General features: G+C 63.3%; 14 protein-coding genes. 8 read left to right on the top strand and 6 right to left on the bottom strand.

Annotated features, from left to right (window positions below):
* Positions 1 to 62 precede the first annotated feature (62 nt).
* From KJP30_RS13090 to KJP30_RS13080, 3 genes are all read left to right on the top strand, one after another.
* Positions 63 to 2,876 (top strand): molybdopterin oxidoreductase family protein, encoded by a 2,814-nt coding sequence (locus tag KJP30_RS13090; RefSeq protein ID WP_218449716.1) that lies wholly within the window; start codon positions 63 to 65, stop codon positions 2,874 to 2,876.
* Between the two features lie 115 nt (positions 2,877 to 2,991).
* The gene (locus KJP30_RS13085) at positions 2,992 to 3,741 is read left to right on the top strand and encodes a 4Fe-4S dicluster domain-containing protein (RefSeq protein WP_218449715.1); all 750 of its coding nucleotides are present in this window, start codon (positions 2,992 to 2,994) and stop codon (positions 3,739 to 3,741) included.
* Positions 3,741 to 4,613, top strand: a complete 873-nt coding sequence (locus KJP30_RS13080) for a dimethyl sulfoxide reductase anchor subunit family protein (protein ID WP_218449714.1) — start codon at positions 3,741 to 3,743, stop codon at positions 4,611 to 4,613. Before KJP30_RS13085 ends, KJP30_RS13080 begins: the two co-directional genes overlap by 1 nt.
* 10 nt (positions 4,614 to 4,623) lie before the next feature.
* On the opposite strand, the gene KJP30_RS13075 is transcribed toward KJP30_RS13080, so the two are convergent.
* The 3 genes from KJP30_RS13075 to KJP30_RS13065 form a co-directional block, all read right to left on the bottom strand.
* Positions 4,624 to 5,244, bottom strand: a complete 621-nt coding sequence (locus tag KJP30_RS13075) for a DUF1523 family protein (RefSeq protein ID WP_218449713.1) — start codon at positions 5,242 to 5,244, stop codon at positions 4,624 to 4,626.
* A 14-nt stretch (positions 5,245 to 5,258) separates the two neighbouring features.
* On the bottom strand, positions 5,259 to 5,528 hold the full coding sequence (locus KJP30_RS13070) for a hypothetical protein (RefSeq protein ID WP_218449712.1): 270 nt from the start codon (positions 5,526 to 5,528) through the stop codon (positions 5,259 to 5,261).
* An 87-nt stretch (positions 5,529 to 5,615) separates the two neighbouring features.
* Positions 5,616 to 5,948: a hypothetical protein gene (locus KJP30_RS13065; protein ID WP_218449711.1), complete on the bottom strand. Its 333-nt coding sequence runs from the start codon at positions 5,946 to 5,948 to the stop codon at positions 5,616 to 5,618.
* 113 nt (positions 5,949 to 6,061) lie between these two features.
* Here KJP30_RS13065 and KJP30_RS13060 point away from each other — a divergent pair, with 113 nt between their 5' ends.
* Positions 6,062 to 6,613 (top strand): hypothetical protein, encoded by a 552-nt coding sequence (locus KJP30_RS13060; RefSeq protein ID WP_218449710.1) that lies wholly within the window; start codon positions 6,062 to 6,064, stop codon positions 6,611 to 6,613.
* Positions 6,614 to 6,715: 102 nt separating this feature from the next.
* On the opposite strand, the gene KJP30_RS13055 is transcribed toward KJP30_RS13060, so the two are convergent.
* The gene (locus KJP30_RS13055) at positions 6,716 to 7,918 is read right to left on the bottom strand and encodes a M24 family metallopeptidase (RefSeq protein WP_218449709.1); all 1,203 of its coding nucleotides are present in this window, start codon (positions 7,916 to 7,918) and stop codon (positions 6,716 to 6,718) included.
* 233 nt (positions 7,919 to 8,151) lie between these two features.
* Here KJP30_RS13055 and KJP30_RS13050 point away from each other — a divergent pair, with 233 nt between their 5' ends.
* Positions 8,152 to 8,943, top strand: coding sequence for an alpha/beta fold hydrolase (locus KJP30_RS13050; protein ID WP_218449708.1), 792 nt, complete (start codon positions 8,152 to 8,154; stop codon positions 8,941 to 8,943).
* 6 nt (positions 8,944 to 8,949) lie between these two features.
* Here KJP30_RS13050 and KJP30_RS13045 read toward each other — a convergent pair whose 3' ends face one another.
* Positions 8,950 to 9,315 carry a hypothetical protein gene (locus tag KJP30_RS13045; protein ID WP_218449707.1) on the bottom strand — a complete coding sequence of 122 codons (366 nt, stop codon included), beginning with the start codon at positions 9,313 to 9,315 and terminating at the stop codon, positions 8,950 to 8,952.
* A complete protein-coding gene (locus KJP30_RS13040; protein ID WP_218449706.1) occupies positions 9,312 to 10,778 on the bottom strand; it encodes an NAD-dependent succinate-semialdehyde dehydrogenase in 1,467 nt (488 codons plus the stop codon). Before KJP30_RS13040 ends, KJP30_RS13045 begins: the two co-directional genes overlap by 4 nt.
* Before the next feature lie 81 nt (positions 10,779 to 10,859).
* Here KJP30_RS13040 and KJP30_RS13035 point away from each other — a divergent pair, with 81 nt between their 5' ends.
* The 3 genes from KJP30_RS13035 (at position 10,860) to KJP30_RS13025 (ending at position 14,293) form a co-directional block, all read left to right on the top strand.
* On the top strand, positions 10,860 to 11,645 hold the full coding sequence (locus KJP30_RS13035; RefSeq protein WP_218449705.1) for a hormone-sensitive lipase: 786 nt from the start codon (positions 10,860 to 10,862) through the stop codon (positions 11,643 to 11,645).
* A gap of 105 nt (positions 11,646 to 11,750) precedes the next feature.
* Entirely contained in the window at positions 11,751 to 12,281 is a 531-nt protein-coding gene (locus KJP30_RS13030) for an RNA polymerase sigma factor (RefSeq protein WP_218449704.1), read from the top strand.
* Positions 12,278 to 14,293: a VWA domain-containing protein gene (locus tag KJP30_RS13025; RefSeq protein ID WP_218449703.1), complete on the top strand. Its 2,016-nt coding sequence runs from the start codon at positions 12,278 to 12,280 to the stop codon at positions 14,291 to 14,293. Before KJP30_RS13030 ends, KJP30_RS13025 begins: the two co-directional genes overlap by 4 nt.
* Positions 14,294 to 14,304 lie beyond the last annotated feature (11 nt).

Below are 14,304 nucleotides of genomic sequence, written 5' to 3'. Positions count from 1 at the left end.
AATTGATATACGAATGATGCATGATCTGGAGCGGGGCGCTCTGGACAGCATGGGGAGGGGACATGGCACAGCCACGGGTTGAAACATCGCCCAAGGTCTCGGACGAGATCCGCAAGACCACCTGCTACATGTGCGCCTGCCGCTGCGGCATCAACGTGCACATGAAGGGCGGCAAGGTTGCCTATATCGAAGGCAACCGCGATCATCCCGTGAACAAGGGCGTGCTTTGCGCCAAGGGCAGCGCGGGCATCATGCAGCACAACGCCCCCTCGCGCCTGCGTGCGCCGCTGCGCCGGGTTGGCCCGCGCGGATCCGGCCAGTTCGAGGAAATCAGCTGGGACGAGGCGCTGGAAACCGCCGTTGGATGGCTGAAACCCCTGCGTGAGAGCGCGCCGGAAAAGCTGGCCTTCTTCACCGGGCGCGACCAGTCGCAAAGCTTTACCGGCTGGTGGGCGCAGCAATATGGCACGCCCAATTTCGCCGCTCATGGCGGGTTCTGCTCGGTCAATATGGCCACGGCGGGGATCTACACCATGGGCGGGGCCTTTTGGGAGTTCGGCTCGCCCGATTGGGACAACGCCAAGCTGTTCCTGCTGTTCGGCGTGGCCGAGGACCATGACAGCAACCCGATCAAGATCGGTCTGGGCAAGCTCAAGGCGCGCGGCGCCAAGGTGATCGGCGTCAACCCGATCCGCTCTGGCTATAACGCGGTGGCGGACGACTGGGTCGGGATCACACCCGGCACCGATGGGTTGCTGATCCTGTCCCTGATCCATTGCCTGTTGAAAGCCGGCAAGATCGATCTTGACTACCTCGCGCGGTTCACCAATGCGCCAGTGCTGCTGAACGGCGATCCCAAATCGCCGGATTTCGGCCTGTTCCTGCGCGATGCGGATGGCAAGCCGCAGGTCATTGATCGCAAGACGGGCAGGCTCGCGGCCTTCGACACCCCCGGTATTCTGCCCGACCTGACCGGGCATATCCGTCAGGCGGGCGCGACCCATGCCAGTGTGATGCACGGGCTGGCCGAACGCTATATGTCCGACGAATACGCACCCGAGGCGGTCGCCGAGCGCTGCGGCCTGACCGCGGGGCGCATCCGTGCCCTGGCAGCCGAACTGGCGCGCACAGCTTTCGACGAGGCGATCGAGATCGACCGTCCCTGGACGGATTTCCGGGGCAAGCGTCACGACAGGATGATTGGCCGCCCGGTGGCCATCCACGCCATGCGTGGCATCTCGGCCCATGCCAACGGGTTTCAGACCTGCCGCGCGCTGCACATCCTTCAGATCCTGCTGGGCGCGGTGGAAACCCCCGGCGGTATGCGTTTCAAACCGCCCTATCCCAAACCGGCCGAAATCCACCCCCGTCCCCACGCCAAGGCCTCCCCCGGGCAACCGCTGAACGGCCCGCACCTTGGCTATCCCATGGGGCCAGAGGACCTTGCGCTTGACGATCAGGGCAACCCGCTGAGGATCGACAAGGCCTTTACCTGGGAAAATCCCATGTCAGCCCACGGGCTGATGCACATGGTGATCTCGAACGCCCATGCGGGTGATCCCTACAAGATCGACACCTTGTTCCTCTACATGGCGAACATGGCGTGGAACTCTTCGATGAACACGCGCAGCGTCATGGAGATGCTGACCGATACCGATGAGAACGGCGATTACACCATCCCGCGCATCATCTATTCCGATGCCTATTCGTCGGAAATGGTCGCATATGCCGACCTGATCCTGCCGGACACCACCTATCTTGAGCGGCACGACTGCATCTCGCTGCTCGACCGCCCGATTTCCGAGCCCGAAGCCGCCGCTGACGCCATCCGCTGGCCTGTGGTCAAGCCTGACCGCGATGTGCGCGGCTTTCAGTCGGTGCTGCTGGATCTTGGCGCGCGGCTGGGCCTGCCCGGCATGGTGGACAAGGACGGCGCGCCCAAATACGCCGACTACGCGGATTATATCATCAATCACCAGCGCAAGCCGGGCATCGGTCCGCTGGCGGGCTGGCGCATGTCCGACAAAGGCCTGACCCACGGGCGCGGCGGGCCGAATGCCGCGCAGATCGACAGCTACATTGCCAATGGCGGCTTCTGCGCCCTGCACATCCCGGATGAGGCGCAATATTTCAAACCCTGGAACAGCGCCTATCAGGACTGGGCGGTGGAAACCGGTCTGATCGACAAACCGGCCCCCTACCTGTTCCAGCTCTACGTCGAACCGCTGCGCAAGTTCCAGCGCGCCGCCGAAGGTCACGGACCGCAGCAGCCGCCCGACCACCTGCGCGCCCAACTCCGCGAAAAACTGGATCCACTGCCGCTCTGGTACGCTCCTGATGCCGGTGATCCGGACAGCTACCCGGTTCATGCGCTGACGCAGCGGCCGATGGCCATGTACCACAGCTGGGGCACCCAGAACGCTTGGCTGCGGCAGTTGCACGGGCGCAACCCGATGTATCTGCCCACGCGCCTGATGCGTGAAAACAACTTGGCCGATGGCGACTGGGCACGCATCACCTCGCCACATGGCGAAATCACCGTCCCGGTGGCGGAAATGGCCGCGCTGAACCCGCACACGATCTGGACATGGAACGCCATCGGCAAGCGCAAGGGCGCATGGGCGCTCAAACCCGATGCGCCCGAGGCGACCAAGGGTTTCCTGCTCAACCACCTGATCCACGAATTGCTGCCACCCAAGGGCGACGGTCTGCGCTGGTCCAACTCGGACCCGGTCACCGGACAGGCGGCCTGGTTCGACCTGCGCGTGCGCATCGAAAAGGCGGAGCCACCCGCCGAAAGCCAACCATCCTTCGATGCCATCACCTCGCCCGTTGGCCAAGGCCCGGACAGTCTCGCATGGAAGACCGAAAGCTGATGTTTCTTCTGTCCGAAAATATCCCGGGGGAGTCGCCACTGGCGACCGGGGGCAGCGCCCCCGCCCAAGAAACCTGTGCCGCGTCAGCGGCGCCGCTGGATCACGGGGGCAAGTGATGACCACCCTTCCGGAACGCACCGACCGCAAGCTCGGGCTGGTGATCGACCTCGACACCTGTGTGGGCTGTCATGCCTGCGTGATCTCCTGCAAGGGCTGGAATACCGAGAATTACGGCGCGCCCCTGTCGGATCAGGAGCCATATGGCGCCGACCCTTCGGGCACCTTCCTCAACCGTGTCCACAGCTACGAAGTCCAGCCTCAGGATGCCCCGGCGCAGCTGATCCATTTTCCGAAATCCTGCCTGCACTGTACCGATGCTCCCTGCGTTACCGTTTGTCCCACCGGGGCCAGCTACAAACGCACCGAGGACGGCATCGTTCTGGTCAACGAAAGCGATTGCATCGGTTGCGGCCTCTGCGCATGGGCCTGTCCCTATGGCGCGCGGGAACTGGATCTCGCCGCGGGCGTGATGAAGAAATGCACCCTCTGCGTGGACCGCATCTATAACGAAAACCTCCCCGAGGAAGACCGCGTGCCCGCCTGTGTGCGCACCTGTCCTGCCGGGGCGCGCCATTTCGGCGATCTCTCGGACCCGGAAAGCGAGGTCAGCCAGTTGGTCGCCGAACGTGGCGGCATGGACCTGATGCCGGAACAGGGCACGCAGCCCGTGAACAAATACCTGCCGCCCCGGCCCAAGGACAGCTGGCAGGGAGAGGTCGATGTGCTTGCCCCCTTCCTTGCGCCCGTGGCCGAAGAACCGCGCGGTTTCCTCGCCTGGATCGACAAGACGCTGGAGAAACTCTGATGCATCCCGCGCCGTCCATCATCGCATTCACCACGTTTTCGGGCCTTGGCCTTGGCCTGTTGTTCTGGCTCGGCATCGATCCGACCGCGCCCACCGGCTGGACCGCCTTTGCCTTTTTCCTGATCGGCTACCTGCTGGCGGTTGGCGGGCTGATGGCGTCGACTTTTCACCTTGGCCGCCCGGAACGCGCGCTCAAGGCCTTTACGCAATGGCGCTCAAGCTGGCTCTCGCGCGAGGCTTGGGCCGCGGTGGCGGGGCTAAGCGTGATGGGGATCTACGCGGCGCTTTTGGTGTTCTTTGGCGTGCAAATCGCGGTGCTGGGCTGGCTGGGGGCCGTATTGTGCCTGCTGACGGTCTTTGCCACCTCGATGATCTATACCCAGCTCAGGACCGTACCGCGCTGGCACCATTGGTCTACGCCGGGTCTGTTCCTGCTCTATGCGCTGGGCGGAGGTGCTTTACTCTCGGGGCGGGTGAGCGTCGGGCTGGTCCTGATCGTGTTTGCCGCCCTTGCGCAGGCGGTTTGGTGGCTGACCGGCGACCGCCGCCTAGCGGACTCTGGCTCGACGATCGAGACCGCCACCGGGCTGGGCGCGATCGGCAAGACCCGCGCCTTTGAACCGCCGCACACCGGGTCCAACTATCTGCTGCGCGAAATGGTCTTTGTCGTCGGGCGCAAACATGCCCGGAAACTGCGGTTGATCGCGCTTGGACTGATGGCGGTGCTGCCGGTCCTGTTGCTGATCCTGCCCTTTGGGCATTGGCTTGCGCTTTTCGCGGTGCTGTTCCACGTGGCGGGTGTGCTGGTGTCACGCTGGCTTTTCTTTGCCGAGGCCGAACATGTGGTCGGCCTCTATTATGGCAAACGCTGAGCGTCCAAACCTAGCGTGACCGTCCGAACAGTCCTTTGACCCTGTCGCCACCCTCGTCCAGCTTGTCGCCGGCGGTGCCCAGCAGCGGGTCGATCCGGTTGTGCCAGAACCGCAGCCACCGCACCCGGATTGCCCAGACCGCTGCGGCCAGCGTCACAAGAATGATGATGTTGAGCCATGGGATGATGGTCACATCAGGCCCGTCCACGGGGCGAACGGAAACCGCGTTGGGAAAGATCGAGATGAATTCGTTCCGCCAGCCGTAATGCTTGACCACGACCCATTTGGGTGTGTCCGAGGTGGATTTCAGATCTGCCGCCTCGGCCTGAAGATTGGCGGTGTCGAACTTGAAATAGGGTGGCCAGCCCCATGCCGTGTCCTCGTTCCGGTAGACCATGACGCTGTTGTCCGCGCGGCGCGTCTGAATGAAAAAGACAAAGCGGCTGTCTGCGGCGGCCGGATTGCTGCCGGCATCCGGCTGGGCCCAGAACCAGCGATTCTCGCCGGGGTTGACCGGTTTTTCGTAGGTGTCGGTAATCCGCGCCACGTCATGCTGCGGCAGCGTGTAGTGCAGAAAACCCGCCACGATCAGCCAGAACAGAACGATCAGGGTCCATTTCACGTATTTCATGCCGACGGCGCCTTTCAGTGGAAATTCGTCAGATACACGATGAGGGTCACAAGGCAAAGAGGCATGGCATAGACCGCAAGCACAAGGGTCCGATGGCGGCGCCGGTCAAATTCGGCCAGTTCGTCGCGGACATAATCCTCTTGCGAACGGGGTTCGGAGGGGCTGGCGGCCCAGTCGATTTCCAGCAAAGCACGCCGCCGGGCACGCAGGTAGAACCACAGCGACCCGTAGACCACCGTAAGCACAACCGCCGCCATGATCAGGAACCGTGCCAGTGCGAACATGCCCGTCCTCCTGAAACTGAGGTGATACGGGTGGAGCCAAAAATCAACGGCGAATGCGCCGGGAGCAGGGCGAAAAGCGCCGAACTGTCACCAGACCGCCGTCTTCCACCGCCGGGGTGCGGTGGTCACGGTCAACAAAAGGACCGGTGCCCAGATCAGCGCGGCGCTGGCGCCGAGCGAAAGAAAATGGCTGGTCGAGGTTGCGGGTGTCTGTTCCATCAAGGCCAACACGCGGGCGTCTCGCATCACGTACAAAAGGGCAAACCCGCCCGAGGCGATCCCCCAGACAAGGAGCGCCGAGACAACAGCCGTCAGGGCCAGCCCCGGCAGGCTCTCGGGCATGAGGCGTTCGACCCCGCGCGTGACCAGCGCGGTGATCAGCATCAGACCTATGGCGGGCAGGAAAAGCTCGACGATCATGGTGGTATGATGGGGATTCTCGCGGGCCCGTTCAACGGTGGGGAAATCCGGCACTTGCCGCGAACAGGGCCCGTCTGACAGGGTGGCGGCAGAAATTGACAGGGAGATTTTCAATGACCCGCATTTTTGCCGTGCTGCTGCTGACCGCGGCGGCTGTTCCGGCGCAAGCCGATGATGTCAGCGACCTGATGGAATCGGCGCTGAAAGCCTATGAGGATGGCGACATCCAATATGCGCTGGACGAACTGGACATGGCGCGCGCCAAACTGTTGGAGATGAAGACCGCAAGCCTTGGCAGTTTTCTTCCCGATGCGCCGGATGGCTGGACGCGCGAGGTGAACTCGGAAATGAACGCTGGTCTGGCCATGATGGGCGGCGGCGTGGGTGCCGAAGCCACCTATACCTCGCCCGAGGGGGAACGGATCAAGATCACCTTGATGGCGGACAACCCGATGGTGATGAGCATGTCGGGTATGATCGCCAACGCGGCGATGATGGGTATGAAGACCGAGCGCATCCAGCGCCAGAAATTCGCCATTCAGGACAAGCAGATGATGGCGCTGATCGCCAACCGGATCCTGATCCAGACCGAGGGCGAGCCGGACAAGACCCGCCCCCTGCTGGAGCAGATCGACTTTACCGAGATGTCTCAGTTCGGTCTGTGATCCCCGGATCGCGCAGGCGGGCTGTGCGCCTGCCTGCCTTTTGTGCGCCCCTGCAAGGATGAGGTCCCGGGTCAAGCCCGGGACGGGGCCATTTGACCGCGCCTAGCCGACCACGTTGAACTCTGGCCCGTAGGGATAGCCGGTTATGTTCTCATTGCCGTCCTCGGTGATGACAAGGATGTCGTGTTCGCGATAGCCGCCCGCGCCGGGCTGACCGTCGGGGATGGTCAGCATTGGTTCCATGCTGATGACCATGCCGGGTTCCAGCACCGTGTCGATGTCTTCACGCAGTTCCAGGCCGGCCTCGCGCCCGTAGTAATGCGACAAGACGCCAAAGCTGTGGCCATAACCAAAGGTCCGGTATTGCAGCAGGTCGCGCTCGGCGAAGAACTCATTGATCCTTTGCGTGACCTCGGCACAGCGCGCGCCGGGTTTCAACAGGCTCATGCCGTATTCATGGGCGGCGACATTGGCCTCCCAGATCTTGCGGCTGGCGTCATCAACCTCTTGTACGAACAGCGTGCGTTCCAAGGCCGTGTAATATCCCGAGATCATTGGAAAGGTGTTCAGTGACAGGATATCGCCGCGTTCCAATTGGCGGCCCGTGACGGGGTTGTGGGCGCCGTCGGTGTTGATGCCGGACTGGAACCAGACCCATGTGTCGCGATACTCGGCCTCGGGAAAGCGTTTGGCGATTTCCAGTTCCATCGCATCGCGGCCCGCCATGGCCACGTCAATCTCGCGCACACCGGGCCGGACCGCGTCGCGGATCGCGTAGCCGCCCACGTCAGCCACCTGTGCGCCGTGGCGGATCAGGTCGATTTCGGCGGAGGATTTGTGCATCCGCTGGCGCATGGTGGCGGGGGCAATGTCACTGGTGCTGGCCGGGGTCAGAAAGGCATCCATCAACGTCTTTTGCGACAGCGTCATGTGGTCGGCTTCGTAGCCCAGCGCCTTGCCGGTGCCGATCACCGAAGCAATGGCCCGCCAATAGTTGTTCCGCTCCCAGTCGGTATAGGTGATGTTGTCACCGTGACAGCGGCGCCATGGCTGACCCGCGTCGATCCCGGCACTGATCGTCACGCTTTCGTTTGGCGTCACCACCAAGCCATATGGCCGCCCGAAGGCGCAGTACAAAAAGCCCGAGTAATAGGCGATGTTGTGCATCGAGGTGAAAACACAGGCCTCGACCCCCGACTGGGCCATGCTGTCACGCAGGCCTTTCAGGCGTGCCTCGTATTCTTCGGCTGCAAAGGGCAGCACGCGCTGTCCCTGATGAAAACGGTAATGCTGTGGACGTTCCAAGTGACCCTCCATCGGCGCGGCGAAACCTTGTCTACCGCGCTGGCAAAGCAAGGTCCCGGCGTTCAGGACGGGTTAAGGGGCAAAGTAGCGGCGACGCCATCGCCTGCCCGCCGCCAAATTGCGCAGCCGCCGCCCCCCGCGCAAGCCTGAAAGCGGCAAGGTGCAGGAGCCGATTGCCGGATTCGTGGAAAAATCGCGCCAGCCGTGGTTGAATGCGCAAAAGGGAGGCGCTGATGACCTTCGAACTCGAAATGCGCGGCGAAGGGCCGCCGGTGCTGTTCCTGCCGGGATCCTACAGCACCTCGCGCGTGTGGGCCGGGATCTTTGACAGGTTGACCGGGGTGCGATGTCTGTCGGTCAGCCTTCCCGGATATGGATCAACCGCTGAACGACGCAGGCCCGAGGCGTGCCGCATGGCAGAACTGACAGGTTTTGTCGGTGAGATCGCCGCAGAGATCGGCCAGCCCTTTCACCTTGTGGGGCATTCCTTTGGCGGGCAGATCGCCTTGGCCGCTGCGCTGGCGGGGGACCTGCCGATCCTGAGCGTCGTCAGTTTCGAAGGCAACGTGGTCTTTGGCCGACGCGACGGCGAAGACTTCCCCTGGCGCGATGGCCTGACCCAATTGGTGAACCGCTTTTCCGCCGCCGTGGCAGCGGGCGATCCCGAGGCACCGGGCCTGATCATCGACTACTGGAGCAGACCTGGCGTTTTTGCCGGGATGCCCGATCCGGTCCGTGCCTTTTGCGCGCAAGGGGCGGGGACGAACCTTCTGGACTGGCGCACGGCGCGGGATTTCACACCGTGTTTCGCGGATTTCCAAACCTTGCCTATGCCCTGCACCATCTGTCGCGGAGAGCACGCCAGCCCGGCCATCGTCGATGTCAGCGCGGAACTGGTCAATGCGATCCCGGAAAGCCGGCTGGACGTGGTCGAAGGGGCCGATCATTTTCTGGTATCGACCCATCCCGAGGCCTGCGCCGCGATCATCACGGCCCATTTGCGGCGGGTCGGGGCGCTGGACTGAAACGGTTCAGCCCGCGGGGCTGAGCCACAGCTTGTAATGCAGTACCGCGCCGTCGGCCTCGGCCAGTGACAGCTTGCTGCGGAAGAGCGCATAGGCCTTTTGCGGGTCGCGGTGATCGGACCAGTTTTCGCCCTCGTCGTCGATCCCCAGAATCTCCCACGAGATGTCGCGCGGAGGTTCGCGAAAGCGCGGTGCCACGGCCTCCATCATCTGGACGCCCTCGCCGAATTTCAGCGCGTATCGCGCCAGCGCATCGGCCTGCGCAGGCCGCAGCCAGGGCGAACCGCCGCCCTGGTGCGCCTTGTCGCGCCAGTCCGCAAGCTCCCCGACTGAGGGAGTGCTGCCCGGCGCGATCAGGTTTTCTGTTCTCATACGCTCATGCAGATGTACTTGAGTTCGAGATAATCCTCGATCCCGTGGTGGCTGCCTTCCCGGCCCAGACCCGACTGTTTGACGCCGCCAAAGGGGGCGACCTCGGTCGAGATGATGCCGGTATTCACGCCTACGATACCGTATTCCAGCGCCTCGGCCACCTTGTAAACGCGGCTGAGATCCTTGGCGTAGAAATAGGAGGCCAGACCAAAGATCGTATCGTTGGCCATCTCGATCACCTCGTCCACGTCCGAGAATTTGAACAGCGGTGCCATGGGGCCAAAGGTTTCCTCTTGGGCCACCTTCATGTCCTGCGTGACCCCGGTCAGGATTGCGGGCGTGATAAAGGTTCCGTCCTGCACTTCGCCGCCGCTCAGCAGGGTGCCGCCATGGCTGGTGACATCGGCGATATGCTCTTTCACCTTGTCCACCGCGTCCTGATTGATCAGCGGCCCAAGGTCGGTGCCTTCTTCGAGACCGTCGCCGACCTTCAGCTTGGCAACCGCGGCGGAAAGCTTTTCGGCGAAGGCATCGTAGACACCTTCCTGCACGTAGATCCGGTTGGCGCAGACGCAGGTCTGGCCGTTGTTGCGGAACTTGCACGCGATGGCGCCTTCGACGGCGGCATCCAGATCGGCATCGTCAAAAACGATGAACGGCGCGTTGCCGCCCAGTTCCATCGAGCATTTCAGCACCTGGTCAGCGGCTTGGCGCAGCAGGATGCGTCCCACTTCGGTCGAGCCGGTAAAGGTCAGCTTGCGCACCTTGGGGTTCTCGCAGAACTCCTTGCCCACGTCCGACGACCGCGAAGAGGTCACGATGTTGAACACGCCCGCCGGGATACCGGCGCGTTCGGCCAGAACCGCCAGCGCGGTGGCCGACAGCGGCGTTTCGGCAGCGGGGCGTCCGACAAAGGCACAGCCTGCGGCCAGCGCGGGTGCCGCCTTGCGCGTGATCATCGCATTGGGAAAGTTCCACGGTGTGATCGAGGCGGCCACGCCAATCGGCTGTTTGATAACGGTGATCCGCTTGTCGCGCTGATGTCCGGGAATGGTTTCGCCATAGATGCGCTTGGCTTCTTCGCCAAAGAATTCGACGAACGACGCCCCATAGGCGATTTCGCCTTTTGCCTCGGCCAGCGGCTTGCCCTGTTCGGCGGTCATGATGGTGCCAAGGTCGGACTGGTTTTCCATCATCAGGTCGAACCATTTGCGCAGGATCGCCGCACGTTCTTTGCCGGTGCGGCTGGCCCATTCCTTCTGCGCGGCATGGGCGGCGTCGATGGCTCCGGCCACCTGAGCGCGGTCAAGATCAGTGACCTGAGCGATCACGTCGCCGCGCGCGGGGTTGGTGACGTCGAAAGTGGCATCTCCCGCAATCCATGTGCCGTTGACGTAGGCACGCGGCTCCAGCAGGGAGGGATCGTTCAAAAGGTCCTTGAGATCGGTGGCATCAGCGCGCATTCGATATATCCTCCTGTTCAACTCTGGCCCAAGGCAGAGCATCCGACGCGGGGGAAGTATAGGGCCAAAACGGAGAAAATGATGGACCTCGACGACGCATACGCCAATGCCGCCCATATTCCCGATGCCGCCTCTTTTCCGCCGCGCTGGACCGCAGAGGCCGAGGCCTATCGTCAAAGGCTATCGGTCGCTGGGCGGGCACGCCTTGGGTTGATGTACGGGCATGGAACGCGGCTGGCTCTGGACTTGTTCCTGCCGGATGCTGCGCCAAAGGGATTGGTCGTCTTTGTTCACGGCGGGTACTGGCTGCGGTTCGACCGGTCCAGTTGGTCTCATCTGGCCGAGGGTGCGCGGGCACGGGGCTGGGCGGTGGCCATGCCATCCTATGATCTGTGCCCCCGGGTCCGGATTTCGGACATCACGCGGCAGGTGGCGCAGGCCATCGCTGTGGCCGCGGCCGAAGTGGCCGGCCCGATCCGGCTGACCGGCCATTCTGCCGGCGGACATCTTGTCGCCCGGATGGGGGCGGTCATGGGGCCGGATCTTGTAGGACGGCTGGCACATGTCATGCCGATCTCTCCTCTGTCCGATCTGCGCCCGCTGATGCAGACCTCGATGAACGCAGATCTGCGTATCGACGAGGCCGAGGCCCGCGCCGAAAGCCCGATTTTCACACCGCCCCCGGGCTGTCCGGTCACGGCCTGGGTTGGTGGCGCCGAACGCCCGGCCTTTCTGGATCAGGCACGCAAGCTGTCCGAGGTCTGGACCTGCGATCTGGTCGTGGATGATGGCAAACACCATTTCGACGTGATCGACGGTCTGGCGGACCCGGACAGCACGATGATCTCTCGGCTTCTTGCGGATTGACCCCTGTTTCCGGCCTGCTGTTTCGCGGCGTGGGTGCGGGGCGAAAAAAATGGGTAAGGTATCCAAGGATTGCCGATCGGGCTGCGTCTCACTCATGTGATGCGCATGAAAGTCAGCGACGAATCCCTCGCCCAAGCGGCGGCAGATGGTGATCGGCAGGCCTTTGCCCTGCTGGTCGGGCGGGTCTATGACCGGGTCTATGGCTATGCGGTGAAACTCACCGGCAGCCGGACCGAGGCCGAAGACCTTGCGCAGGACCTGTGCGCTGCATTGCCCGCCAAACTGCGCAGTTTTCGCGGTGAGGCCAAGCTGACGACATGGTTGTATCGCATCACGGTGAACGCCGCCCGGGACAGGTTCCGGCGCGCTGCTTCCCACGCACGGGCCGCCGATGGCTGGGGTGACTGGGAGCTGGCACGTCAGGCCGAAATGGCCGAGACGGCAGAGCGCGTGGATTGGTTGATGCAGGCAATGACGGGCCTGAGTGTCGATCTGCGCGAAACCCTTGCGCTGGTTCTGGATGGGGTCACCCATGCCGAAGCGGCGCAAATTCTCGAGGTGTCCGAAGGCACCGTCAGTTGGCGGATCTCGGAGGCCAAGAAGAAACTGAAAGCGATGCAGGAGGCCGAGGCATGAGCGACGATCTGGACGATCTGAAACGCGCATTCGACGCGGGCCTGCCCGGCCCCGACCCTGACAAGCGTGCCCGGGCCATCGCCCTTGCGATGAAAAATTTCGACCGCGCCCAAGAATCCGAAGACCTGGCGCGTCAGACCTCTGAACCCACCCGGAAGGGGGGCATTTTCAGAGGAGTCCGACATATGTTTGCCAATTTGTCCAACCGCGGCGTTCTGACCGCGACCACCGCCCTTGCTGCCGTTGCCATGGTGGCTCTTGTCCCGGTCTTGCGGGACAACAAGCCGCCAGAGGTCGCCTTGATCCCGACCGGTCAGACGGTCGCCACTCCCGATGTTGAACCGGCGGCGGATCCGGCGCCCGTTGTCGAAGAGGCTGATGAGATCTTCATTCCCGGCGAGGCCCTGACGCCCGATGCCCCGGTTGTCGCAACTCGGCGCAAGCAGGCAGCCCCCTCGGCGCCCGCCGACCGGATGTTGCGCGCGCCGTCCGCACCTGCCGCGGATCCGGGCGTCACCCTTGAAACCGGTATCTTCGACTTTGCGGGCAAGGCACCGGCGACGCGTCCGGCCCCGTTGCCCGCACCCGATCCCATCATCGCACCAGAGCCGAACACCGAGGCCTTCCCCGAGGCCGATGAGAACCCGATCAAGGTCACGGCGGAAACTCCGGTCTCGACCTTCTCGATCGACGTGGACACGGCGTCGTGGTCCTTCATCCGCAATGCATTGTCGCGCGGGCAACTTCCGCCGAAGGATTCGGTGCGGATCGAGGAGATGGTGAACTATTTCACCTATGACTATCCCGCGCCCGAAGCGGATGCGCCTTTTGCCACCCATCTCGGGGTGAGTGACAGCCCCTGGGTCGAAGGCACCCAGATCGTGCATATCGGGTTGCAAGGCATGATGCCGGACACCCGTCCCCCGATGAACCTCGTCTTTCTGATCGACACTTCGGGGTCGATGAACAATCCGACCAAGCTGCCGCTGCTCAAGCAAAGCTTTCGCCTCATGCTGGGCCAGTTGGGAGAGGAGGACACGATTGCCATCGTGACCTACGCGGGCAGTGCGGGTCTCGCACTGGAACCGACCAAGGCCAGTGACCGTGACACCATTCTTGCGGCCCTGGACAGGCTTCACGCGGGCGGCAGCACGGCCGGGCAGGCGGGTTTGCAGCAGGCCTATGCCACGGCGGCCAAGATGGCGGCGGACGGGGCCGAGGGCGCGGTCAGCCGGGTGATCCTTGCCACTGATGGCGATTTCAACGTCGGCATCAGCGATCCCGACGACCTCAAGGACTTCATTTCGAAGAAGAAGGACGACGGCACTTACCTGTCGGTACTGGGCTTTGGCCGTGGCAATCTGGACGATGCGACCATGCAGGCGCTGGCGCAGAACGGGAACGGCATCGCCTCGTACATCGACACGCTGGCCGAGGCGCAGAAGGTGCTGGTGGACCAGCTGACCGGCGCGCTGGTGCCCATCGCCAATGACGTCAAGATTCAGGTCGAATGGAACCCCGCTCTGGTCGCCGAATACCGGCTGATCGGCTATGAAACCCGCGCGCTGAAGCGCGAGGATTTCAACAATGACAAGGTGGACGCCGGAGAGATCGGCGCGGGTCATCAGGTGACGGCGATCTATGCGATCACGCCGGTCGGATCACCTGCCCGCATGACCGATCCGCTGCGTTATGCGGCGGATGACGCGGCCCCCGCCGCTGATGACAGTGGCGAGCTTGGGTTCCTGCGGTTGCGCTACAAGACGCCGGGTGAGGATGCCAGCCGCCTGATCGAAACGCCGATCATGGCCGATGCCGCCCCACTGCCCGAAGCGAACTGGGCGCTGGCCATCGCCGGCTTTGGCCAGATCCTGCGGGGGTCCGACCTGATCGGAGACTGGAGCATCGGTGATGCCATCGCGCTGGCGCAAGGCGCACGCGGCGATGACCCGTTCGGCTATCGGCAGGAGGCGATCACCTTGATGCGGCTGGCTGATAGCCTGGATCGCTGAGCCTGCGTTGA

Origin of the sequence: Antarctobacter sediminis (genome assembly GCF_019218285.1) — a bacterium.
Classification (GTDB): domain Bacteria; phylum Pseudomonadota; class Alphaproteobacteria; order Rhodobacterales; family Rhodobacteraceae; genus Antarctobacter; species Antarctobacter sediminis.
Note: the sequence above shows the minus strand (reverse complement) of the source record. Positions and strands in the feature narration are given on the sequence as shown.